Source organism: Bacteroidia bacterium, assembly GCA_026932145.1.
Classification (GTDB): Bacteria; Bacteroidota; Bacteroidia; order J057; family JAIXKT01; genus JAIXKT01.
In genome coordinates, this window is the sequence record JAIXKT010000001.1 from 42492 (window position 1) to 62902 (window position 20411).

Annotated in this window: 19 protein-coding genes and 2 pseudogenes; 6 read left to right on the forward strand and 15 right to left on the reverse strand. The window is 36.3% G+C overall.

The features are described 5' to 3' along the window. Positions 1-223 precede the first annotated feature (223 nt). From LC115_00175 to LC115_00190, 4 genes are read left to right on the forward strand one after another with little or no spacing between them, the layout of a single operon-like run. The gene (locus LC115_00175; GenBank protein MCZ2355099.1) at positions 224-631 is read left to right on the forward strand and encodes a hypothetical protein; all 408 of its coding nucleotides are present in this window, start codon (positions 224-226) and stop codon (positions 629-631) included. Continuing rightward, positions 618-998, forward strand: coding sequence for a hypothetical protein (locus LC115_00180; GenBank protein MCZ2355100.1), 381 nt, complete (start codon positions 618-620; stop codon positions 996-998). The genes LC115_00175 and LC115_00180 overlap by 14 nt, the downstream gene beginning before the upstream one ends. Next, a complete protein-coding gene (locus LC115_00185; protein ID MCZ2355101.1) occupies positions 995-2512 on the forward strand; it encodes a GMC family oxidoreductase in 1518 nt (505 codons plus the stop codon). Before LC115_00180 ends, LC115_00185 begins: the two co-directional genes overlap by 4 nt. Next, the gene (locus LC115_00190) at positions 2509-3516 is read left to right on the forward strand and encodes a hypothetical protein (protein MCZ2355102.1); all 1008 of its coding nucleotides are present in this window, start codon (positions 2509-2511) and stop codon (positions 3514-3516) included. The genes LC115_00185 and LC115_00190 overlap by 4 nt, the downstream gene beginning before the upstream one ends. Before the next feature lie 97 nt (positions 3517-3613). Here LC115_00190 and LC115_00195 read toward each other — a convergent pair whose 3' ends face one another. Next, a complete protein-coding gene (locus LC115_00195; GenBank protein MCZ2355103.1) occupies positions 3614-4255 on the reverse strand; it encodes a peroxiredoxin in 642 nt (213 codons plus the stop codon). Positions 4256-4493: 238 nt separating this feature from the next. On the opposite strand from LC115_00195, the gene LC115_00200 reads away from it, so the two are divergent. Continuing rightward, positions 4494-4820: a multidrug efflux SMR transporter gene (locus LC115_00200; protein MCZ2355104.1), complete on the forward strand. Its 327-nt coding sequence runs from the start codon at positions 4494-4496 to the stop codon at positions 4818-4820. A 27-nt stretch (positions 4821-4847) separates the two neighbouring features. On the opposite strand, the gene LC115_00205 is transcribed toward LC115_00200, so the two are convergent. Further along, complete coding sequence (locus tag LC115_00205; protein MCZ2355105.1) at positions 4848-6704, reverse strand: CocE/NonD family hydrolase; 1857 nt, start codon at positions 6702-6704, stop codon at positions 4848-4850. Next, entirely contained in the window at positions 6701-7498 is a 798-nt protein-coding gene (gene lgt / locus LC115_00210) for a prolipoprotein diacylglyceryl transferase (GenBank protein MCZ2355106.1), read from the reverse strand. The genes LC115_00205 and lgt overlap by 4 nt, the downstream gene beginning before the upstream one ends. Positions 7499-7775: 277 nt before the next feature. Between lgt and LC115_00215 the strand changes: the two are divergent. Then, a pseudogene (locus LC115_00215) lies at positions 7776-7958 on the forward strand (transposase). Between the two features lie 133 nt (positions 7959-8091). On the opposite strand, the gene LC115_00220 reads toward LC115_00215, so the two are convergent. The 12 genes and pseudogenes from LC115_00220 to LC115_00275 all read right to left on the reverse strand — a co-directional run bounded on the left by LC115_00220 (position 8092) and on the right by LC115_00275 (position 20378). Next, entirely contained in the window at positions 8092-8652 is a 561-nt protein-coding gene (locus tag LC115_00220; GenBank protein MCZ2355107.1) for a radical SAM protein, read from the reverse strand. Position 8653: 1 nt separating this feature from the next. Next, a complete protein-coding gene (locus tag LC115_00225; protein MCZ2355108.1) occupies positions 8654-9097 on the reverse strand; it encodes a hypothetical protein in 444 nt (147 codons plus the stop codon). Next, entirely contained in the window at positions 9094-9300 is a 207-nt protein-coding gene (locus LC115_00230; protein MCZ2355109.1) for a DUF2997 domain-containing protein, read from the reverse strand. Before LC115_00230 ends, LC115_00225 begins: the two co-directional genes overlap by 4 nt. Positions 9301-9305: 5 nt before the next feature. Then, entirely contained in the window at positions 9306-11219 is a 1914-nt protein-coding gene (locus tag LC115_00235) for a hypothetical protein (GenBank protein ID MCZ2355110.1), read from the reverse strand. Further along, positions 11209-12213, reverse strand: a complete 1005-nt coding sequence (locus LC115_00240; protein ID MCZ2355111.1) for a hypothetical protein — start codon at positions 12211-12213, stop codon at positions 11209-11211. Before LC115_00240 ends, LC115_00235 begins: the two co-directional genes overlap by 11 nt. Beyond that, positions 12210-15332: an AAA family ATPase gene (locus LC115_00245; GenBank protein ID MCZ2355112.1), complete on the reverse strand. Its 3123-nt coding sequence runs from the start codon at positions 15330-15332 to the stop codon at positions 12210-12212. Before LC115_00245 ends, LC115_00240 begins: the two co-directional genes overlap by 4 nt. A gap of 1 nt (position 15333) precedes the next feature. After that, a complete protein-coding gene (locus LC115_00250) occupies positions 15334-16890 on the reverse strand; it encodes an AAA family ATPase (protein ID MCZ2355113.1) in 1557 nt (518 codons plus the stop codon). Next, positions 16890-16988 (reverse strand): annotated as a pseudogene (locus LC115_00255) (HTH domain-containing protein). Before LC115_00255 ends, LC115_00250 begins: the two are co-directional and overlap by 1 nt. A 37-nt stretch (positions 16989-17025) precedes the next feature. Then, complete coding sequence (locus LC115_00260; protein ID MCZ2355114.1) at positions 17026-17322, reverse strand: antitoxin VbhA family protein; 297 nt, start codon at positions 17320-17322, stop codon at positions 17026-17028. A gap of 105 nt (positions 17323-17427) precedes the next feature. Further along, positions 17428-18309 (reverse strand): DUF1460 domain-containing protein, encoded by an 882-nt coding sequence (locus LC115_00265; GenBank protein MCZ2355115.1) that lies wholly within the window; start codon positions 18307-18309, stop codon positions 17428-17430. Positions 18310-18433: 124 nt separating this feature from the next. Next, positions 18434-19774, reverse strand: a complete 1341-nt coding sequence (locus tag LC115_00270) for a TolC family protein (protein ID MCZ2355116.1) — start codon at positions 19772-19774, stop codon at positions 18434-18436. After that, the gene (locus LC115_00275) at positions 19758-20378 is read right to left on the reverse strand and encodes a TetR/AcrR family transcriptional regulator (protein ID MCZ2355117.1); all 621 of its coding nucleotides are present in this window, start codon (positions 20376-20378) and stop codon (positions 19758-19760) included. Before LC115_00275 ends, LC115_00270 begins: the two co-directional genes overlap by 17 nt. Positions 20379-20411: the final 33 nt, after the last annotated feature.

The following is a 20411-nucleotide window of genomic DNA, read 5'->3' on the forward strand; positions in this document are numbered from 1 at the left end:
CGAACAGCACGACAAACTAATGCTATTAGGATGCGCTCTGCACAACCTAAGAATTAAATGTAGAAAATCAATAACAAATTAACTCATATAAAGTCTAATACATAAATATCTGTATTTAGATAAATTCTAATTAGGTAAAAAAGTGTCTGATAATAAATTTATTTTAGTTATCTTTGGCATCTGATTTTTTTGTAATACCTACTAATAACCAACTTTATACCAGATGTTTAGTCAAAGATATATTCAGTTCTTATTATGGTTTTTGGTTTTATTAGACTTATTTTTATCTGGTATTTGCTTAGTTTCTCCTGCGGCTTGGGGGCAGCTAATGCATGGGCAGTTAATTCAAGATGAGTTTGGTGTAATTCGGCGGCTGGGTGCGGTCTGGCTGGCTTTTTTGGTTTTTCAAACATTAGCTTTACTAAATTGGAAAAAAGCACCTTATTGGTTAGTGTTGGTGGCAGGTATTCGTTTAACGGAGGTTTTTTCAGATTGGTTTTATGGGTATTTTGCCTCCGATTTAAGCTGGTTTGGCTTTGCTGGTTTGTTAATTGCGCCGCCGGCAAATGCTTTTTTCGGTTGGTATCTTATTCGGGCATATCATTTTTATCAAAATAATGGGGCTCAGTAATCGCGAACAACGTACTTTAATAGCCTTCGCAGAAGTTGTTGTTCCTACCGGCGGGCAAATCCCACAAGCTGCCAAAGACGTTTCAATAGTAGAATTTGCCCAAAGATATTCTCAAGATATTCCTAAACAAACACAGTTATTTATCCACTTATGTCTTTGGTTATTAGAATATTGCTCTTGGACGTTGATATTTTTCCCTTGTTTTTTTTCTAAAGCAGATTTAAAAAAGCGGGAAAAGATTATTCATAAAGTCCGAAATAGCCGATATTTTTTCATTCGAGGCGTTTATACCTTTGTTTCTTTTCTGGTTTTAGTGCCGTACTATTCAGATAAATCTGTGTTACAAAATATTAAGTACGAATTATGATTACAACTGGTTCTACCTTCGGGAAACAATATACTGATACGGCAGACGTTGTAGTTGTGGGCAGTGGTGCTGGGGGGGCTCCTGTGGCATACCAATTAGCTTCTGCGGGCCTAAAAGTGATTTTATTGGAAGCCGGAGAGGCTGTTCAAACAGAAGACTTGAATAAGGACGTTTGGAGATCAACGGAGAAACTTTGGCTTGATAAAGCAGCTTCGTTTACAGTGGGTACTCCACCTATTGTGTTGCCCTTAGGCAGAAACTTAGGTGGCACTACAACCATCAATTCCGGAACCTGTTTTCATTTACCCGAAAAAACTTTTTCTAATTGGAAGCGTTCTGCCGGCTTAACGGGCTTTGAATATGCTGATTTAGTTCCATATTTTAATTTATTAGATCACTACCTAAACGTTACAGAGGTTCCGTATGAGTTAATGGGAGCTAATAATCAGCTATTTGCAGAGGGAGCTACGAAGTTAGGGCTATCACCCAAACCATTAAGGCGGAATCAACGAAACTGCCAAGGCAGTGGAATATGTGCCTTTGGCTGCCCGCGAGGTGCTAAGCAAAGTATGGATAAAAGTTTTTTGCCGGATGCTTCAAAAGCAGGTGCCCAAATTATCACCGGAGCTACCGTTAGCCATATTTCCACCGAAAACGGAAAAGCAACCGGCGTATCAGGCTTCTTTGGCAAAAATAAAGATAATTCTACAGGAACCTTTGCTATCAAAGCAGCTAAGGTCGTTATTAGCTGTGGTGCTATCTACACACCTTATCTACTGTTAAAAAACAAAATAGCAAATAGCTCTGGTTTAGTGGGGAAAAACCTGCGGATTCATCCAGTTTCAAAAGTGCTGGCCTTTTTTGATAAACCTATTTACGCTTGGCGCGGAGTTCCGCAGGCTCTTTATGTAGATGACTATGCCCACGAGGGAATTATGTTTGAGGGCTTTTTTCTGCCACCGGCATTTTTATCCGTAGCAATACCTGCCACAGGCTTAAAACTAAAGGAATACATGGCTAAATACAACCAAATGGCTGGCTTTGGCATTATGGTTTCAGATAGCTCTCACGGGCGTGTGAGGTTAGGCTGGGGCGGCGGAACACCCCTCATGACATACAACCTAAATACAGAAGATACCCAAAAGTTCATAAAAGGAATAGAAATCGCAGCAAAAGTATATTTAGCAGCCGGAGCCAATCAGGTGTTATTGCCCATACACGGAATCCCGCCAATTATCCAAGAGCAGGATTTAGCGATACTAAAAACAGCCCGTATTTCTGCCGCAGACCTCGAAATCAGTGCGTTTCATCCGTTAGGCACTTGCCAGTTAGGAGATAATCCACGTAAAAGCGTTGTAAACAACCTCTTACAAACACATGATATTCAAAATTTGTACATTGTAGATGCGTCTGTTTTCCCAACCGGGCTCGGAGTAAATCCGCAGATTACCATTATGGCTTTTTCTTTGCGAACAGCAGACCATATTGTTTCAACATTTAGTAAAAATTTATGAAGCCGGAAGAAGTCAACTACACCCGTTATCAAAAAGAAAATGATGCAGGACATTATGAAAGTTTTTTTCTGCGGGCTAATCACCCTACTTTGCCACAGGCATTTTGGTTTAGATACACCATTTTTGTCCCAAAAAGAAATCCACAAAAAGGTTTGGCAGAATTATGGGGAATTTGGTTTGACGGTACTCAAAACAAACACATTGCTGTAAAAAAAGAAATCCCACTGCAAAATGCTGTATTTGAAAATCAAGATTTTTATGTAAATATAGATGGTGCTTTCTTAGATGAAAAACAATTTTCGGGTAGTGCCGAAAGTGGCCACAATAAATTATCTTGGGAATTAACCTATGCCGGTTCAGAACCCCCGTTACTCGTTCTTTCAGAAAACTTATATTCTACTTCTTTCCCAAAAGCTAAGTTATTGGTAGGGAAGCCGTTAGCTAAGTTTAATGGTAGTATTTCCGTTAATAATGAAGTAATCAAAATAGAAAACTGGATAGGAAGCCAGAACCACAACTGGGGGATGAAGCACACAGACCATTATGCGTGGGGGCAAGTTGCCGGATTTGATAACGCACCGGATACCTTTTTTGAAATCGCCACTGCCAGATTAAAGGTAGGGCCATTTTGGACTCCTTTTATGACTGTGATGGTGCTAAAACATCAAGGACGAATTTTTCAGCTAAATACAATTCCCCAAGCCTTAAAAGCAACCGCAAAATTCCAATACTTTAACTGGAACTTCCAATCTGCTAATAAAGAAATTCAAATACAAGGTGAAATCATTGCCCAAAAACAAGACTTTGTGGGGCTGAGATATTACAACCCTCCCGGAGGGGTTAAATCTTGCCTAAATACCAAAATAGCTTGCTGCAACATTATGATAACGTACCAAAATCCACAAAAACAGCCTGTTACTGAAAAATTACACACAGATAACCGCTGTGCATTTGAAATCCTAACGGATGATATTCAAACACACCAGATAGATATTGAGGTTTAAGTGTAGCTGTTTTTTTGAAATTACTTCTAAACCACAATGGCTCAATAGTTTAAATACCAAACTATTGAGCTATTGTGGCTTTTGTTTTTCTTGTCTTTTATTTTTTTCCTAAATATTGGGCAACGCTTTCCATTGTTTCTTTGATTGCTTCTGCACCTTCTTCCCAATTTGCTGGGCAAACTTCTCCGTATTGCTCATAATGCTGTAATGCTGCAACGATTCTCAATGCTTCATCAACACTTCTGCCTAACGGTAAATCGTTTACTAACTGGTGGCGCACAACTCCTTGCTTATCAATTAGAAATAATCCACGATATGAAATCGGCTTACCTTCAAAGGTTAAACTTTCGTGCCCGTCATCATCATAATCAACTTTGTATTCGCCGGCCAATACGTCATAATCGCTCGAAATAGTTTTTGAAAGATCTGATACAAGCGGAATATTAACGCCGGCAATACCCCCTTGATTCCGAGGAGTATTTACCCAAGCGTAGTGCGTAAATTTTGAATCTACAGAAACACCAATTAACTGAACGTTCTTTTCTGCAAACTTAGCTGCTGCATCACCAAAAGCAATAACTTCTGTGGGACACACAAAAGTAAAGTCTAATGGCCAAAAGAATAACACTACATATTTTTTGCCAATAAATTGTGACAAAGTAAAATTTTCTACAAACTGGCCATCTACTACCGCAGAGGCAGAAAAATCAGGAGCTTTTTTTCCTACTAATACTGACATATAATTTGTTTATATTGACTCCAACAAACCCACCCCCAAAATAGTTCATAGTAAACAAATAGATTGCTGATTTCAAAGGATTAAGAGCTTAATAGCTACTTGTCGGCTTATTTTTGCATACTTTTGCTTCCGAATGATGATGGTTTTTTATTTTTACGATTACTTCAAAAATAACTTCAAACTTCGTTTTTTTACTAACGACGAGTATTTTATTAAACCATAGCCCAAACTACAAGAGATGTATTGGATTATTTTAGTTGTAGCGGGGTTATTTGAAGCACTTTTTGCCTTTTGTTTAGGAAAAGCTAAAGAAACGTTTGGGCAAGAAATGTATTGGTGGTATGTGGGTTTTTCTGTATCTCTAACTATCAGTATGGGGCTTTTGATGAAAGCTACGCAGGCGTTACCGATTGGAACAGCTTATTCAATCTGGACGGGAATAGGAGCAGTTGGAACCGTTTTAATCGGTATTTTTGTATTTAAAGAGCCGGCAACCTTCTGGCGGATTTTTTTTCTGACTACCTTGATTGCTTCTATTGTTGGGCTAAAGAGTGTATCTCCCTAAAAAAACATCTCATAAGAAATCCTTAAATCATTGATTATTAGGAATAATAGGTAGATGTAATTGACTTTGGTAGTTAGGGCCGTGAAATATCCAGATTTTTTGAGGGGTAGGAGAGATGTTGTCAAAATGATCTTTATCGGCGGCAGCGATGGCAATACGGATTTTGCTGCCAGGCTGAAACTGATAAGATGTTGGTTGAAATTCAATAGCTATTTTTCTGGGCTGACCAGGGGTTAATAATTGTTTGGTTTCCGAATTAAAAGATTGATTTAAGCCTGGAGTTTCATACATCGGCATTGTTTGCTCTACGGCAACAGAGGCTCTAACCAAACCCTCGGTAACATAAATTACGTTTCCATCTTTTGTAACTTCCTCTAAATAAGCATAGACACAGGCATCGGTTGTGTCTGAGGCTAAGTATAAATCCAACCAAGGATGTCCGGTAACTTCGGTATGTTGGTTTAAGGGTGCAGAATCAAAAACCAAGCGTTTAGTATCGTTGGTAGCTTGGTCAGGATAGCCGGTTTGTCCATTTTTGTAAAGTAGGGTTAAGCTATTCCATCGGCTGGTATTTCCGCTTCCGGTGGTTGTATCTACTAAATAAACTGTTGAGCCGGGTTTCGCAGGTGGAACTGTACTTAATTGATTCTCAAAACAAAAATAACGTATCCATTGCGTTTGCGGTAATGGCCAAGTATTGGCAGATTGCCACTTTTCTGCTCCCATTGTGTAGTAATGAACTCTGGTATCTTGGTTGATTTTATTTTCACTTCCTTTCAGATAATAGTCAAAATACCGTAAACACTCGCCAAATAGGTCAAACTTAGTGGCTGGCTGGGTAGCTCTGGGGGAAATATTCAATTTGCCGCCGTGGTCCCAAGGGCCAATCAACAAATGCTGTGGGTTTTTGAAGTTCATAAATGCTTTAATAGCGGAGTTTGTAAGCCCTCCGTCAAACCAACCGCTGATGCAGTACATCGTTGTTTTTGAATCCGATATTTCTCGGGTTCGTTGGTGGGCACTATAATCATCAATAGTTGACCCCCAAGAACTTTTTGAATTTCGGAACTCAATAGCTTCATCAGCGATGTTGAAATTTTTGTTGTGTTTCGCCACATTTTGGAGTAGGGTTGTACGTTTTTTATCTCCCATTACCGGTTTGATGCCTTTAACGGCCATTTTGGCTTTTTTCCCAAATACGGCGAAACGGTTGTGGTCAAATTCACGTGTTGTGAGTCCCCAAACATCTACAAATCTTCCGTGCCGGATTCCGCCCGGGGCGGAAATATCTGCATATAGGTCAAAAATAGCATTCCGTGGAATTACTACTTTAACGGCTTCATGGCGTATTGAGGATAAAAGCATTGCCGTTGTACCTACATAAGAAACGCCGGTAGAGCCTACTTTTCCATTTGACCACGGCTGAGATATGATGGAATCTACAACGGTGTACATATCAGCGACTTCTTGTGGGCTAAACTCCATTTCTCGGCTGCCGTCACTTGCTCCCGAACCTCGTGTATCTACTACAACAACTGCATAACCTCTTGAAACAAAGTAAGTTATTTCATCTAACGAAATACTGGTGGTTGCGTGTTTTTTGATTATCCGAAATACCCGTTTGATTTCCAAAGATCTCACATAACGTGTTTGGTATAAAATAGTTGGTAGTTTTTCTCCGGTATTTTTTTTAGGTAAATAAATATCTACTGCTAAACGAAGCCCATCTTTCATTGGCCAGTACATAGATTTGTACTGATATTTTGAAGAAACTTTATAGGCTTGCTGCCCATAAGCTACGGGAAAAGTTTGGGATTTAGCTAAATGGATAAAAACAAAACTGATTATCAATAAATTAAAGATTAATTTTTGATATTTTTTCATGATTTTTGAGGGAGTTTATTTTTTTGTGAGCGATAGATTAACCAAAATCCGATGATTATCAGTGGGATACTCAATATTTGCCCCATATTCATTGGTAAGTTGTCTTCAAAAGAGACTTGGTTTTCTTTTATGGTTTCCCAAAGTATTCTGAGGCCAAAAATCCAGACAAGAAATATTCCGAAAGACAATCCGGCGGGTAGGTTGTTGGTATGTTTCCAGTAAAGTTTGTAGAGTATTCCGAAGAGAATTAGACAAGTGATTGCTTCATAAAGTTGGGCTGGGTGTCTGGGGAGTTCGTCAATACGGGCAAAAATAAAAGCCCAAGGCATATCGGTTGGTTTTCCGATGATTTCAGAATTCATCAGATTCCCTAAGCGGATAAAGCAACCGGCTAAGGCAACGGTAATGACAATTCTGTCTGCTATCCAAACAAAGGATTGATCTGGAAATTTTTTGGAATAAAGAAAGAGAGACGTAAGGATACCGATTGCGGCTCCGTGGCTGGCAAGGCCGCCTTCCCAAACATACAAAATCCGGATTGGGTCTAAAAGATAGACTTCCGGCTCATAAAACAGGCAGTGCCCTAAGCGAGCACCCACAATAGTGCCGATGAGCATGTGTAGGGTTAAGGTATCCAAGTTAGAATCCGGTTTTCCTTCTTGCCGCATAATGCGCAGCATGATTCCGTGCCCAATCAAAAAACCCAAAGCAAAGAGCAGCCCGTACCACCGTAGGTGAACCGGCCCTAAGGAAACAATTTCAGGATCTACGTTCCAAAAAATCGCCGCTATCATAAAATATTAATAATCAAGAAATAAAACAAAAAAACACAAGATTCCTAAGAAAATTCAGTGATTTTTTGACGATGCAAAATAAATGATTACAGGAGACAATATGAACAAAAAGTTTCTATAGATTTAACTATGTAGCTATCAACTTAACTTTATGGTTGTTTGGTAACAAAGAAGACTCTATTTGCTTAAGGTGGGTTTTATAATTTAAATCATTGTTATTCAGGTAATTATATGTATATTTGTGTATAATTTAATACGAAAACAATATGACATCACAAGAGTAAGAGTAGAACACGTATTTGGTTTTATGGAATAAAGTATGAACGGACTTGCTGTAAAATCTGTAGGAATAGCAAGAGCAACAGGTATAATAGGACTTATCAACCTTACCTACAACTTATTCAGGCTTGAACAAGTTCAAAGATTAAATTTATTTACATCGGAATATGCTATTAATTAGTTGCAAATTATCGAATAAAAAATAAAAAAATTGTATGTGAATTAAAAAAATAATTTGTACAATTACTTACTTTTTCAACCCAGATTTTAAAAGAGTTCTGATTTGTGTCTGAAAAAAATAAAAAAACTAATTTTTAGAACCCACCTGAAAGTACTTTGTTTGGAAACCCTAAAATTGTCGTGCTACCGTCTGCGTTAATTGTTATTTCTGTGTAATTGTTGTTTTCAATATCGTAGTCTGCGTAACGGTCTGTCAAAAAATGGATTTCTTGGTTTGTTGAGCCAATCCATTGATGATTCATTGTCCGCTTTGTTCTGTCGTAACGCCCTGTAATGAGAATGTCTAAGTTGTCAAGTATTGATGTCTTAATCTTTTCTGTTATTTCTGTTATTTCGTAACCAGTGAAAAGCATTGTGCTTAGTCCAAGTTTTCTACATTCAATAAGCAATTCAGAAACTTCGTCAAACTGGTTTAATGGTTCACCACCCAACAAAGTTATTCCGTCAATAAGTTCTTTTTCGTTTTCAATTTTACGTAGTAAGTCTTGAACGGATAAAATGATTTTGTCCTCAAAAGCCCACATTTCAGTATTCCAGCAACCTTTGCAACGAATAGAACAGCCTTGCACCCAAATTACAAAACGGCAATTTGGTCCATAAATAAAACTGTGTTCTTCTATGTGTGCAATGTTCATTTTAGTAAGTGTTTCTAACCAAAACCAACTTGATTTTTCCTTTTATGTTTTCTTCTTTTACGGAATAACCTTGTTCTTTGGCTCGTTCAATGATTGTCGTTCTTTGCTTATCAATAAACGCTAAACGTTCCTGTTCTAATCGCTTTCTTTCTTCTTCCAAACGTAAACGTTCAGTCTCTTTAAGTTTGTTTTGATAGATAACGTTATATTGCTTTTCAACTGTTCTAATAAAATCCGCTTGATTTCTGTCCGTATGCGAATAAGCAAAAAGAGCATATCTACCGAAATTGTCTTTTTGAAATTCTTGAAAACCTAAACGTACATCTTTTCTGTTTGTAACTACTTTATTTCCTTCTACACGAAAGCCACAATCAACTGATTCTAAAGCTTTACATAAACATTCAAGGTCAATGAAAGGTGTTGCTGTTTTAATTACTGCACTCATTTTTTCTTGATTTCAATTTTGTTTTGACTTTTCAATTCGTTTGCCTGATAAAATTCATCTGTCTTGGTAATTGAATCCAAATCGGCTAAATCACCTAACAGTTTTTGTAATTCATCAATGCATATTTTGCCTTTAATGCCTTCGGTTGAAGCATTTATTTTCCCATTTTCGTCAATGGTTACTACAATTCTTTGTTCTGCCATTTTCGTTAGTTTTTAATTGCACATAAATTTGCTTTTAAGCGTTCTGCTTCTTTTTTTCCCTGTTCGTATTCTTCCCAATTTTGTATTGCCAAAAATTGTTGGCTGTTTACTTGAAATAATTTTCCGATTGTCGGCAACTGTTGTAAATCAGGCATTTGAATGAATTGTGATTTTCCTGCATTATTCTGTTGGGAGCTTTTGTCTCCAACAATTTCACTTAATGAAGACAAATTAGATTGAGAGACTTGCTTATTCTTTTCCTTTTCTTTGCTTTCGATTTGGTTTTTGAAAGCGTTAATTTGTCTTTCAACCCCGCTTATTTCATCTACTATTTTAGATAAGAAAAGTGATTTGACTTTTTCGTCGCAATCTCTAATCGAACTCTCCAACACTGACGTAGATTCAGATGAAATAGAAGCATTATGAATTGAATTTAGTTTATCAAGGATTTTCTTTGATGATTCAACTTCTTCAAGATTTTTATTGTTTTTTCTTGCTTTCTGTTGCAAACCGGCTTTAAATTTATTCAAGTCTCTGGCATTTATTATATGCTCCGCACAAAAGTCATTGAGTTTTTCTTGCTTTTCTTGTTCAAAAGCATCTTTTAATGAGTTCAACTCCGCAGTTTTTTCAGATTTAATTCGTTCAAATTCCGTTTTTTGTGCCTCCTTTTCCTGCTTCAATTTCAATAAATCAAGATTTTTCCCTTCTTTCTCAGAAATATCAGACTTTAATCTTTCAATTTCTTCATCAAGTTTCGCTTTACGGTCTTCGGTCTCTATTTCGCCAATTTCATTTTGAACTTGTGCATTGATTTCATTGATACGGTTGATTTTCTCTTTCAATTTCGCTTCAGCTTGATTAGCAAAATCAGTTTGTTTCAAATCGTCAATTTCATTTTTCAATGCACCAAAAACATTTTTCTTACCTAAAAAGAAACGTGAAATTGCTTTTGACAAGTTAGTTTCTTTCTTTTCAGCTTCTTGTATTTTGTTTACAATAGAATCCAAAGCCTTTATGATTTCTTCGGTTTTCTTTTTCCACCTTTCGTAAAGCGCGTTTTCATTGGCTTGTTCAGGCAAATAAAATGGTGTGTTTTGCCATTTGTATTCAATGCTTACTGAAACTCCATCGTCATCAAAATTTGGTTCTTTGTTTTCAAATTCACTTTTCGGCAACAAACTTTCTAGAACGATATCGCCTAAATCGTTTGTTGTGTTTGCTTTTATCTGAATTGGAATTTGTGTTTCCTTGTTCAACGAAATAATTTGTTTGTCTGATAATTCGCTTCGTTTTGCTATTTCTGAAAAGTCAAATAATGTTCCGTAAACAAAATCTTTTCCGCCAAAGGCGTTTATGTCGTGAAAAACATCAAGCGGCTTTGAAGTTATATCGCCTTTCTTTCCTTTTTCAATCACTTCTTTTTTGGCTGTTTCCCAAAATTGATAGCAGAAATGACGAAACAATTCTTTCGTTTCTTTGGTGTCCAAACTTCTTGAAATGTGTTGCGAAACGGCAATACTTTGTTCTGTGAGTTGTCCTGTAAAAAATATTCCTTGCGGTTTATCAGAATTTGGATTTACCAAAACAAACGAACCTTTATTTCTTATTTCATAACGTATCAAACAAATTTCGTTCAACAAATCTAATTCTTGCGAATACTCATTGACAAGAATATAAAAGCGAACTTTCAAATTTTGAGCAATGTCAAAAATCTGTTTTATCAAACCTTTATCAGTCAAGGCTTCTGTTTGTATGCAAACAATTCCTTCCTGTGCAGATTGCAAGGCTTTCGCTATTTCGTTTTTGTGATTTTGATTTGCTGAAACATTTAATTTTTGTCGCCAAAAATTCTGCAACAATTCATTGCTGTAATCAACGGTTTTATTTTTTTGTATGGATTGTATTTTAGTTGCCATTTTTTGTAATTTTGGTGTTAGGGTTTAAGTCCATTGGTGCGGTCAAATGCCAAAACACCTTTTTAGATGTAGGTTCCTCAATAAAATCTTTTGTTTTTGGAATATCTAAACTAAACGTTGCTAATGCTTCTTTTTTATTTAGTTCCATTGCTGTTTTTTCAAAACCGCTTATGCTTAAATATTCTTTCTTCAATACTTCATTCAGCAACCAATTACGCCATTTTTTTGCATCTTCTTTATCGTAAGGCATTAACGGCAGATTTTGAATTAGAACTTCAAAGCCGTTCCATTTAGAAGCGAAATTTTTATCTTCAAATGTTTTTCTGACTTCATCGCTCAACCTGTCAAAACGAATACAGTAACGCTTTTTATCGTTATCCCATTCAGGTAAAATTTCAGAAATAATTTTTTGAATGTCTTTATCGCTCGGAATTGCTTCGTTTTTGACGTTCGCTGCTCTATCTTTATTTCCTAATTGTCCACTGAAAATGTAATGTGATTTTTCAAGATTTTCCCAAACCCAAGAAAAATGAATTTGGTCGTTGCTGTTGTTCACATTACCAAATACTTCATCTGAAACCAAATTTAACTTTGTGTATTTGTTTTCGTCTGTCGGTAAAAGAAAATGTCCTTTTCTGTCAAGTGAAATTTGATTACGAATTTCATCTTTTGCGTTTGGTTGTAATCTTCTGAAATAAAAAACAATATTCTTAAAAAACGAATCACTTTGTGTAAACCAAATTTGATACTTGCCTTCTTCGGAAACAAACATTTTTCCTGTTTCTTTTACCGCATTGCCAAATTTTGTGAGTTGATAATGTTCATCAAAAACACCAATGTTTTTCAAATAATCTTTAATTCTGGTTTCAATCAAAGGTTCAAAGTGTTTTCCATTCAAATATTCTTGAATGTCTTTACGCAATTCTTCTTTCTGAAAACGCAAATACGCTTGTGCAGAATTGAGTTTGATATTTTTATTTAGCGTTACTTTCATAATTTTTTCGTGTTTTTGGCTAATGCTCTTAAATCTTCTGAATTGGATTTCTGGCTGTAATAATAGTAACTGCCAATGATTACCAACTGAAATTTTGCTCTTGTAATTGCGACATTTAAACGATTTGGATTATCTAAAAATCCGTCTCGGTTTGTTTGAACCATTGATAAAAAAACCACGTCTGCCTCTTGCCCTTGAAATTTATCTACTGTGTGCAATTTGATATTTACACGATGTTTGCCATTTATGATGTTGAAATTGGCATATCCGTTTTCGTTGCCTGTGAGTTTTTGTAGTTCTTCACGAAGCAAAGTTTCTTGCCCTCTGTAAAAAGTCAAACACGCAACCGACCACTCTTTGCCCTCTGGCTGTGCATTGTTTTTTGCGTATTCCAAAAACTGCTTTAGTTCTTTCATCAACACTTTTACTTCGTTTGGATTTTTACCTTTAACAGTATTTCCTTTTACATCAAGCCAAACTTTACGTTGTGGATATTCGTTGTAATTCCATTGGCGTAAATTCTCAATCGTGTTTGGGTGTTGCAAATCCAATAAAGCATTTTCCGATTGATAAAATTGTTCTCTTGGAAACTTTGAAATGTCGGGATGCATACGGTGTTGATACTTCAACGTTGTTTTGCGGTGTTGAATATCGTATTGATTAAAACCTTCCGAAATGGTTGATTCAAATTTCAATTTCCTGCCCGAAATCCCTTTTACCAACGATTCTAATATCGAGGGAAATGCCATCGAAGCAATCGTATTGATTTGTTCTTCAACTTTTTCTTTGTCCAACGATTTTGGAATAAGCTCTTCAATCGCTTTGCCGTAACTGCCTTTTAATTTACTGTTTTTGGTAAGGCGAATTTGATGTTCTCTGTCCACACGCCAAGCAATTTCTTCCGCCCAACTTTTCTCGGAGAAATGCGTATTTACCGATTCAACAATCTCAAAACTATTTTCAAATTCTCGTCCTTTTTCTTTGTGCTGAAACGAATGTTGTTGCTGATAAACGTTATGAATAAAAGCGTGTTCACTTTCTTCCCATTTTGTACTTCTCAAAACTGCGTGGATTTCGGGAATTAAATGCAGATTTTGTTCCAATAAATTCTTATCGATAAAAATTAAATCTGCACTTGCCAAGAGAAGTTTAGAACATTGATTAATATTTCCTTTATGGACGAGATAAATGATTTTATGTTCAAATTCCTTCTTCTGCCGGAGTTTCAATTCTTTTGAAATTTCAACTAGAACTTTAAAATCAACAGACAAAACAAATTTATTGTGTTTACTTCGCAAAATCTCATTTACTTTTTGTAAATAAAAAACAGCTTGTTGCAATTCAGTAGAAATATGCTTCTCGCCAATGCTTAATTGTTCAATGTTTGAAACAATTTCTTCTCGGTCTGTAAATGGCGAAAGTTGCATTACATCGCCCACTAAGATCCATTTCTTAGCATACAATGCAGGAACAAGAAATTCTTGAAATGTCGTTTTACTGCTTTCGTCAATTATCAGATAATCAAATTCGGGAACGATTGGCTCGTTACTGAAATACCTCAATTTTCCTGTTTCGTCTTTCTTTGCTACACCTTTTCGCAATTTGAATTTCGGGTGTTGTAAAATGCCTATGGTTGTCCCGCAAACAAGGTTTGAAATATCAAGCAACAACTTTTCATCAATAGAATTTTCCTCAATCAAATTGTTTATCTGAAATTCTTTGATGTCTTCGCTAATACGTTGTTCATCGCCTATACGAACAGGAAGAATATGAAATTGCTCTAAAAGATGGGTTCCGTTCTTCTTTTCTTTCAAACGCTCCAAAACATTATCAATAGCAACGTGAGTAGAGCCGCAAAGCAAAACTCGTTTGCCTTGTTTGGCTAACTGACAAATCAATTCTAAAATAACCGTTGTTTTTCCCGAACCGGGCGGACCTTCCAAAATTGCAAAATCAGGTGTATTGATTGCCTGATGAATAAATTGACGTTGTTCTTGGCTTCCACTTCTTGATTCATCAGTAATGACAAACCATTCTCTTATTCTATCTTTTGTTGGTTGTTGCCATTCGCTTCGTTCTCTGTTTTCAAAAAGTTTTATGAGCTTAGCGTGTTCGCCAACAGGCATACGCATTAGCGTGCTAATGGCTTCAATTTGTTTGCGTAATTGGTAAGTGTTGACTTTTACGGTAAGAATAGAATTGTCGGGTGGAAAAGTAAATTGCGGATAACCTTTTTCATTTCTCTTTTTAAGAACAATACGATTTTCTGATTCAATTCCTGCACCAACTTGATATTTGTTTTTCTTGTCATCTTCAATTTCAATTCCGTCATCAAAAAAGTATTTCAATGGCGAAAAACCCGGAATGTCATCGTTCGCATTGTCGTCTAATTCTTCAAGTTGAATCCAATAAGCGTCTTTGCTGTTTTTTCTTGTATTCTCAATTTTGAATTTCAGTTTGTCGCAGATAACCGTTTTGCCAAAATCGTTCGTGTCCGAAAGTGTGATGTTTAAATCATCGTTTCTGGTTGCGTTTAGTGTTTTACCATTTTCAAATTTCAGATTTTTAAAATTAATAAAACTACTAAGTTTTCTGTGTTGAATTTCGGTTGCGTTGTCGTTTGGCTTTTGTTCAGTATAAACAATGTAACGCTGTTGTTCTTCTCTGATGATTGTTCCCTTTGGTTCTTCCGATTGAATTACTTTGTATTTTAATGGTTGATTGTTCCAAAACAACATTTCATTTTCTATTGGTAAAACGTCAAACACAATATTATTGCCATTTGCAGAAACTATTTTATGAACGCTTGCACTACCCATAATGCTTGTAGTTTCCTGCATTTCAGTTGCAATACTTTCATCAATTTGTACGATTGTTTGTTTTGGAACGTCAAACAATTTTCCAATCAAACGCAATTCCGCAATATTTTCCGTTTTTACTTTTTTGAATTTTGCTTTTATATTTTCTTTCTTCTCTAAAGCTGCAATGGCGTTTTGCAAATAAGTTTCAAACGGTTCAAATGCACGTCTTGCAGTGTTACGAATACCTTCAGAAACGCTGTAATTTGTATTTATGTCTAATTCCTTTTCCTTCGGAAGATTGAAATAGTAATACTGCATACTAAATAAAAGGATTATTGTAAGATTCTTGTTTCAGCTTTGGAGTGTCTTTGTCTTTGTCCTCCAATGTTTCGGGTTCGCTTGTTGAAGCTGAAACAGCACGGCTTTTTGCCCACAAACGCATTTTAGAAATTGTTTCGTGCATTGTTCTTGAAAGCGGAAATGTTTTTCCGATTGCTTCTAAAATATGTTCGTTGGTAACTTCTTTTTCTTCATCATACGCTTGAAAAAGAGCTTCTTTTATAACTTCTTCCAATTCTGCACCCGAAAAGCCTTTGCTTGCTTCTGCAAGTTTCTTTGTGTCAAATTTGCTTTCTTGTCGGTTTTTCTTCTTCAAATGTATTTTGATAATTTCTTCACGTTCTTTTTCGGTTGGCAAATCCACAAAGAAAATTTCATCTACACGTCCTTTACGAAGTAATTCGGGCGGTAATTGCGAAATGTCATTGGCTGTTGCCACCACAAAAACAGGTTTTGTTTTTTCTTGTAACCAGGTTAAAAATGTTCCCAAAACTCTTGCTGTTGTTCCTCCGTCAGAACTTCCCGAAGATGAAATCCCCGACATTCCTTTTTCAATTTCATCAATCCATAAAATACTTGGTGCGATTGCTTCGGCAATGTTTAACGCTTCACGAATATTCTTTTCAGATTCGCCAACAATTCCACCAAATATTTTTCCCATGTCCAAACGCAACAACGGAAAATACCAAAGGTTTCCAACCGCTTTAGCCGTTAAACTTTTTCCTGTTCCGGGTATTCCCAACAGCAAAATTCCTCTTGGATAAGTCAAACCAAAATCTTTTGCACCTTTATCAAAACCTCTGCCACGTTTGGTTAGCCAATCTTTCAAATTTGCTAAACCGCCAACGTCTTTCATTTCTTCTTTAGGGTGGTAATATTCCAAGTAACCACTTTTTTTGATTACGTTTTCTTTCTCACGAATAATCAAAGGAACTTCAGCGCCTGTCAAACTTTCGTTTTCGATGTAAGCCAATGCAAATGCTTTTTCAGCTTCCATAATTGTCAAACCCAAAGCAGATTCAATCAATTCATTGTCGGGATTGTCAGCGTTTGGAATGTTGTGTGCTGTGCAAACTTTTTTGTAAATGGCTTTGATGTCTTCGAAATTTGGGAAAGGTAAATCCAAAATATGAACATCTTTTTCTAATTCACTTGGCAGTTGCAAAAATGGCTGTGAAAAAACTAATGTTTTATCTTGTGAGTTTTGTAAGGCAATGTTTCGGAATGTTTTTATCATTCTCGGTTTGTCTGCTGTCAAGTCGGGATAAAAATCTTCTAACAACAAAATCAAATTTTCTTTCTCTTTGAAAAAATCAAGAACCGTATCAGGTAGTTGTTTTTCTTCATCTTCAATTTCAAAACTTCGTTTTTTCTTGTCCCACTTTTTAATTCCTTCAACTCTGTTCCAAATGAACAAGTCTTTATCTAATTCATTCGCGGTCTTTACCAACATACCGTGTACACGATGTGTTTCGTAACTGATTATTTGAATCAATTTTGTATTTGCTTTTACAAGGTTAATCAATTTTGTTTCCATTAGACTTTATATAGGATGCGTTCTATAAATCCCCATTTTTTGAGATCTTGTATGTGTCGTTTTATTGTTGCTGTGGAGCAAACTGTTTCTTGAGCAAATGATTTTCATTAAGCAATAAGTTTGAAAGAAAATGGATCAAAAATTCTTCTGTTTGATGAATACAACAGTTAGCTCACCCAATATTTCAGCGATGCGTGCTGAAACTTTATCGGCTTCTTCGGTACGGTTTTCGTTTGTTTTAGATAGGTGCTGTTGATAGTAACTATCAATACGTTTTTTTACTTCGTCAATGGTGATGTTACCTTCAATGTTTTGTTTGGCAGTTTTAATCAAGTAGTCTGACGGTTTTAGGCCGATAGCTATTTTCCAAACTTTTACTTTTTCTGCTTTGCTTGGTTCGTTTTGTCTTAAATATTCATCAAAGTTTTCCATTATGGTAGTTAAAAATGGTTTTTTAAAATACTCCTCAAAACGAAAGCAAAGAATGACTAACTATCCGGCTTTATCTAAAAATCCTGATATTGTGTAGTCAAGATTTTAGTTGGACGTAGCAAATGCAGGGCGAAACACAAAAAATCCGGTAATGGTTGTTCTGTTTCCTAAGTAGCTGCAAAAGTCTTCTTTAAAGACCACTTTTTTCTTGAGCATGGAGGCATGCGAAAATTTTAGTTCGTCATTATCACGACTGATAAAGCCGCAATGAGATACGTCTAAGCCGGCAACGTTGGTAGCTAAGGCTATGATGTCTCCGGTTTTAGCTACTGCGGCATAGCGGTCGTATTCATGTATCGGATAATAAAACTTTTTGCGGGCGTTTAGCCGTTCTTCTTGTTTGCTGATTCTATCCCAATTTGTGAATCCTCTGAATTTCTTTTTGTTACTGGAAATGTAGTGGATTTTTTTGTCAAATATAAAGCCATTTTGTGCGGCAACATCATAGAGTAGTCCGGCATCTTGCATTTGGTATAGTTGGTCTGTAAAGTAGGTGATGCGGTCTTCCCACACACAATTTACTCCATTATAGTAGCGGAAGTTGTCTAAATAAGAAACGAATTGGCCGAGCAGCAGTTCTTCATCGGATTGTGCCTTAGGATGAGTGGCTAACCAACGTTTGGTTAGCAAAATAGCCCAAGCTGTTTCGATAAAGGTTACGCAGTTAAGTTCATGGATGTTGATCAATGTTTTGCCCGGTTTTAACCCCCATGCACCGGCACCGTATTTTTTCCCGATAAAATTATACAGAATACCTTCTATATCATACTCAAAGTCAAAGCAATCACCGTTTTCACGGATGATATTCAACACAGCGTCTTTGGAGTCTCCTACGACAAGGCAACGCTCTAACAGCTCGTCAGAATTTGCCTGAATGGGATTGAATAATAAGCCAAAGCACCCTAACAATAAAAACTTCCACTTCATAGATACCGATGTTTGTAGCTATTACGCAAAACTACGAATACTATGCCAAAGATTCAATAAAATGTGGGTTTTTTGTGGAAAAACTATAATTAAGATAAGATTATAGTTTGGTTTTGTGAATTATCTATTCTAATAGAAGTCCTTGTGCTTTGAGTAAGTCCACTTTGGCAATATTTACTTCTAAGAGTGCATTCAGATAATTGATTTCAGATTCTTTGCGGCTTGCATCTGCATTTACTATATCCAGAATCATGCCGGTGCCTTTGTCGTATTTTACTTTGGCTAAACGATAAACTTCTTGGGCGAGTTCTAAATTACGCTGCTGAATTTCTACACTGCGAATGCTGTTGTTGTAGGTAGTAACGGCGTTTTTGAGTTCTAACTGGACTGCCAGCGTAAAGTTTTGTTGGTCAAGTTCGTTCTTTTTTATAGCAACGTTGGCTTGTTCTACTCGGCTTTTACGCCTTAGTCCGTCAAAAATTGGTAAGGTAAGCCGAAAACCTACAACACCGGTAGCAAACCAATTTCTCTTAGTATCAAAATAAGAGAATTCATTTCGCATAGCTTGGGAGGAAATACTTCCAAAAAGGTATAGCGTAGGGACAAATCCGGCTACATGGCGCAATCTATCTAAATTATAGAGTTTATTTTGGATTTTAAGCAGTTGAAACTCTACTCGTTTTTCAATATCTACGGATGCCTCTACTAAGTTGAGCGCAGTTGGGGTTGTGGTTAAGGTGTCCGTCAAAACTAAATCTGATCCTAAATCCATCCCCATTTGAAACTTTAGGAGGTTTAAACTCAACGTTACTAATTGCTTGGCTTTTTCGTATTCTGTTTTTAAGTTATTGATAGTAACTTCAATTCTATCTAAGTCAATTTTTTCAACGACCCCGCCTTGGTATAGTTTTTCAGTATCTATTTTTAGTTTTTGAAGTTTTTCTAAGTTTGCTTCAATCAGTCCTATTCGTTTTTGGTTCACTAAGCAGTTATAGTACGCTTTTTGGATAGCAGCTACGGTTTCTGTTTGGCTGCGTTCGGTAGCTTTTGAAAATAGATAAACGACATTACGAGCTGCCGCAAGCCCTACAAAGAAATCGCCGTCAAAAGCTAACTGGGTAAAATCAAGGCTGGCCGTTGTATTGTATTTAGTACCAAACTGAATGGGAATCATCGTTCCTTCAGGAGCCATAGGGTTGAAGATTTTGGCCGGAATTAGTGATGTGGGTAGCTGTACAAAATATTGAGAGTTAATCGTTGCATTAATTTGCGGTAAGCCAATGCCCATTATTTCTCGGGCAAAGTAGGTAACGCTATCCAGCGTTAAGCGAGCAGAACGTACTTCAGATTTGTTTTCCAAACCAAATTGAGTACATTCTTTGATAGAAAATTTGTGAGTCTGGCCAAATGCAGCATTTAATATTGTTGCTAAAATAATAGCAATACTTTTAGTTAGTGGTTTCATTTTTCCCTAATAACCGATGATTTTGTTCAAAATATTTAACCCCTTTTGGGGTGCAAATTCCTCTTAAATACAATTCTATGAGTTGTAGATATACTTGACTTAGTGAGTATTTTTCTATTGGGAAAGTATCTTGATTTATTACTCCCAATGCTAAATTTAAGTATAGCCCGGTAACTATCTCTATGTGAATATCTTGCCGATAGTATCCTTGATCTATTCCGTTTTGTAGGTTTTGGAATGTATTTTCCCGTATAAAGTGGTCACGGTAGCCCTTTAGCTCGTCCCAAGCGGCTATATGATATTTTAATAAATCATAAATTAAATTTGGGTTAAATCCGGCTACTTGTTTTAAAATATGATTGTATAATAGCAGTAGTTGGTCAATGGGGTTTGGGTTTGTATTAACTATCTCTAAACCGATGCAGCGCTCGTTATCAAAATAGGTTCGGGTAGCTTCCAATACCAGCGAATTTTTATCCGAAAAATACTGATATAAAGTTTTTTTGGAAATACCTAATTGTTCGGATAAATCATCCATAGAAACACTACGGATGCCAAACTTCATGAACATGAGCAAACTGCTGTGAAGGATTTTCTCTCTCATAATTAGAGTTAAAAAAACTTTGGAAACGCAAAA

Bases quoted from the DNA above. Each gene is read 5' to 3' on its own strand.
- LC115_00175 (MCZ2355099.1), top strand. From the start codon at position 224: ATGTTTAGTCAAAGATATATTCAGTTCTTATTATGGTTTTTGGTTTTA.
- LC115_00180 (MCZ2355100.1), top strand. From the start codon at position 618: ATGGGGCTCAGTAATCGCGAACAACGTACTTTAATAGCCTTCGCAGAA.
- LC115_00185 (MCZ2355101.1), top strand. From the start codon at position 995: ATGATTACAACTGGTTCTACCTTCGGGAAACAATATACTGATACGGCA.
- LC115_00190 (MCZ2355102.1), top strand. From the start codon at position 2,509: ATGAAGCCGGAAGAAGTCAACTACACCCGTTATCAAAAAGAAAATGAT.
- LC115_00195 (MCZ2355103.1), bottom strand. From the start codon at position 4,255: ATGTCAGTATTAGTAGGAAAAAAAGCTCCTGATTTTTCTGCCTCTGCG.
- LC115_00200 (MCZ2355104.1), top strand. From the start codon at position 4,494: ATGTATTGGATTATTTTAGTTGTAGCGGGGTTATTTGAAGCACTTTTT.
- LC115_00205 (MCZ2355105.1), bottom strand. From the start codon at position 6,704: ATGAAAAAATATCAAAAATTAATCTTTAATTTATTGATAATCAGTTTT.
- lgt (MCZ2355106.1), bottom strand. From the start codon at position 7,498: ATGATAGCGGCGATTTTTTGGAACGTAGATCCTGAAATTGTTTCCTTA.
- LC115_00220 (MCZ2355107.1), bottom strand. From the start codon at position 8,652: ATGAACATTGCACACATAGAAGAACACAGTTTTATTTATGGACCAAAT.
- LC115_00225 (MCZ2355108.1), bottom strand. From the start codon at position 9,097: ATGAGTGCAGTAATTAAAACAGCAACACCTTTCATTGACCTTGAATGT.
- LC115_00230 (MCZ2355109.1), bottom strand. From the start codon at position 9,300: ATGGCAGAACAAAGAATTGTAGTAACCATTGACGAAAATGGGAAAATA.
- LC115_00235 (MCZ2355110.1), bottom strand. From the start codon at position 11,219: ATGGCAACTAAAATACAATCCATACAAAAAAATAAAACCGTTGATTAC.
- LC115_00240 (MCZ2355111.1), bottom strand. From the start codon at position 12,213: ATGAAAGTAACGCTAAATAAAAATATCAAACTCAATTCTGCACAAGCG.
- LC115_00245 (MCZ2355112.1), bottom strand. From the start codon at position 15,332: ATGCAGTATTACTATTTCAATCTTCCGAAGGAAAAGGAATTAGACATA.
- LC115_00250 (MCZ2355113.1), bottom strand. From the start codon at position 16,890: ATGGAAACAAAATTGATTAACCTTGTAAAAGCAAATACAAAATTGATT.
- LC115_00260 (MCZ2355114.1), bottom strand. From the start codon at position 17,322: ATGGAAAACTTTGATGAATATTTAAGACAAAACGAACCAAGCAAAGCA.
- LC115_00265 (MCZ2355115.1), bottom strand. From the start codon at position 18,309: ATGAAGTGGAAGTTTTTATTGTTAGGGTGCTTTGGCTTATTATTCAAT.
- LC115_00270 (MCZ2355116.1), bottom strand. From the start codon at position 19,774: ATGAAACCACTAACTAAAAGTATTGCTATTATTTTAGCAACAATATTA.
- LC115_00275 (MCZ2355117.1), bottom strand. From the start codon at position 20,378: ATGAGAGAGAAAATCCTTCACAGCAGTTTGCTCATGTTCATGAAGTTT.